The organism is Vibrio sp. 10N.261.45.E2 (assembly GCF_002875705.1).
Classification (GTDB): domain Bacteria; phylum Pseudomonadota; class Gammaproteobacteria; order Enterobacterales; family Vibrionaceae; genus Vibrio.
The window spans coordinates 1-2,420 of sequence record NZ_MCZZ01000097.1; the positions used below are offsets into that span (position 1 = coordinate 1).

At 31.7% G+C, this 2,420-nt stretch carries 1 protein-coding gene; it reads left to right on the plus strand.

Going from position 1 to position 2,420, the window contains the following annotated elements:
* The first annotated feature begins 256 nt into the window (after positions 1-256).
* Positions 257-2,203, plus strand: coding sequence for an ABC transporter ATP-binding protein/permease (locus BCT34_RS05855; protein WP_076651736.1), 1,947 nt, complete (start codon positions 257-259; stop codon positions 2,201-2,203).
* Positions 2,204-2,420: the final 217 nt, after the last annotated feature.

Sequence of the window (2,420 nt, forward strand, 5' to 3'; positions counted from 1 at the left end):
ACAATATTTGCGACAGAACCGCAAATCTTAACCCATGTGACAAAAGTTTGCGACAGAACCATGCAACAACGCCTCTCATAAAGGAAGAAATTGAGAACTAGGTTAAAAACCGCTAGGATAAACTCAATTCCCCTCCCAGTGCTGGCTTATACGAGGGGATGCCTAAGGGTCAGACGAGGTGCATAATACTTATGAATACTTACATTTTTGTGTATTACTAATTAATAGGGAAAATTAAGCAACAATGAACAATAATATGGCTAATATTCTTGTAGAACTTGCAAGTGAATATTCTATTTACAATGTGAAAAAACTTAAGAGTAAAATATCAAGAAATGACATATCAGAAAATTCATTAATAAGTTTGATAGAATCAACAATATCAAGTGAATTATTATCATATAAGTTCACATCAGGATACATAAGTAAAAATACTAAAATTTCAGAGCACTTTGTTGTGTTTGGACCAAACGGGTATGAACTTATAAGATACTCATCAGGTCGGCATATATCAAAGCAAGGTGCTATTGACCTTGTTAACCTTCATGGTTGCCGATTTTTTACAATTAGGGAAGTAGCTAACGTTGCCACAAGAAAAGATTTTATTAACGAATTATTTAATTTTACCCCAAAGTCATCTTTGCTATTGCCCCTACTGGCTCCCATGATATTTATCACCCCTTTATATGTGAATATATATAACTCTAGATTAGTCTACTCCAACAACTTAACGACTCTCTTTATTATTAGCATATTCTTTGTTATCACTTTATGTTTTGATGTGTATTTCAAAAGCTTCATAAAGAACAAAGTATTCAAATCAATGTTTAAATCATCTGTTTTTGTTGAAAAATATCTATTAAAACTAGCCCCGCACTACGGAGGATTAACATCAGTTCACTCAATTAAAGCCATCGAAAGTTATAGAATAAAAATTTGGAGCCTTATACCTGATATAATGTCAGAGTGCATGATCTTTATCGCTATGTTTGTTTCGTTAATGGTCATTCTACCCAACTCTGGAGTAGTTTTCTTTTTTTTCTATTTTTTAATTTTCACTTTATTCTTTTTATACAGGGCAAGATTATATAAGTTAACCATTGATAATGAAGAAGCATCCAATCACTTGCTAAATGTTAGACTTTCCAATTTAAAAGCCAAATTAAATATACCATTCATTAACAAATCTTACTTAAGGGATTATTACCTAAAGACTCACGAAAAATTTCAAGTACAAAATGATAAAATATTGCTATTTAATTTCAAATGGGACGAAATGACAAGAATGGTTTCATTTCTATCTTTAATTTTGCTATTCTCTATTGTAACTTATAGTCAAAAATCATCCGACTTTAATCCAGCACACATAACATTATTATTTATAATTTGTTCTAGATTATCATCATCTTCAGCGCAGATTGCTGTTAAACTATCCTACCTGAGCTCTGCAATACATCACATTGGGAGTTCATATGAAAATCTTATAAACAATATGAGGACATCAACAGTTAATATTGATGATACTAAAACTATAATTAACAAGTTAAATAAAGTGAAAATAAAAAGTATAAGTATTCATATTGATGGTTCTCAACCGCTTATTGAAAAATCCTCATTGATACTACACAGAGGAGGAGTTTATGGGTTAAAAGGTGCAGTGGGGAGTGGTAAGTCTACTTTTCTTCAATGTTTGCTAGGATTATCAAAGCCCAGCGAAGGCTCTATTGAGTATGACGGTATTGACATTAACGACTTAGATTCTGATTTTTTTTCAAATCATACTAGTTACCACTCTTCATCAGAAGAGCAAATGTTTTCAGGAACACTATATGATAATTTTATATATCATAATTGTCATGAAAAAGAAGTAATAGACAAGATTTTATTTAAATGCTTTGGGGGGCGAGATTTTAATTATCAAGATTTTCATGTTAATGATATAGAATCATTAGGTATGTCTACTGGACAAAAGCGAAAGTTATTAATGATGCTAAATATATTTGACTCATCTAAATTATATGTGTTTGATGAGCCTTTTGTTAATTTACCAACCAATGACATAAAAGATATATTTGAATTAATCAGAGACTTATCCAAAGACTCAATCATAATAATCGCAAGTCACTCAGAGTTTGTCTTAGGTATTTGTGATGTTGTATACGAAATTAATGCTAATAAAATTAATGCCACACCTCGGTCATAAAGCCGAGATTCCGAAGCAATTGTAGGTAGCGACTCCAACCTATTGATTGTATAATAAAATCTTCCTAAACTTTTCATAGGTGTTTCAATGGCTATCATCCAAGTAAAGGGTTCTGTCGCAAATATTGTTAGAAGCGTGGCAGACCTGTCCTCCAGATACAATTATTCTACGAGGTAATCGTTCACCAAGATAACTTGACTTGATGTTTAGCGATTTC